At 53.7% G+C, this 352-nt stretch carries 1 protein-coding gene; it reads right to left on the reverse strand.

Going from position 1 to position 352, the window contains the following annotated elements; translation table 11 throughout:
- A partial coding sequence (locus ESB13_RS23860) for a hypothetical protein (protein ID WP_164974337.1) occupies window positions 1–352 on the reverse strand: 352 nt, incomplete at both ends.

The following is a 352-nucleotide window of genomic DNA, read 5'->3' on the forward strand; positions in this document are numbered from 1 at the left end:
TAATTACTACCAGACTCCGCCAAAAACCTGCCCACACCCGAAGAAAGATTACCATTGCCCTGCAACTGTGCCGCAGCATGACTGCCACTGCCAGCCCCCGCAATGCCTCCAACCAATGATCCGAGCAGATCTGCCACCTGCAACCCAACCGGCGAACCCGGGTTCGCACCATTCAGCCGGTACCAGCTGTTTGCACGGATACTCACCTTATCCCCCGACATTACTTTCAAAACCATTCCGGTGCCAATTCTTTGCCCGTTACCATTTAACCGCTGGGTCCAGTCATTAGGACTCGTATAACCATCAGCAGGATAACCAGGCACTGTGTTTTTGTTCACCCTCCCTCCATCGG

It is taken from the genome of Filimonas effusa, assembly GCF_004118675.1.
GTDB classification, from domain to species: domain Bacteria; phylum Bacteroidota; class Bacteroidia; order Chitinophagales; family Chitinophagaceae; genus Filimonas; species Filimonas effusa.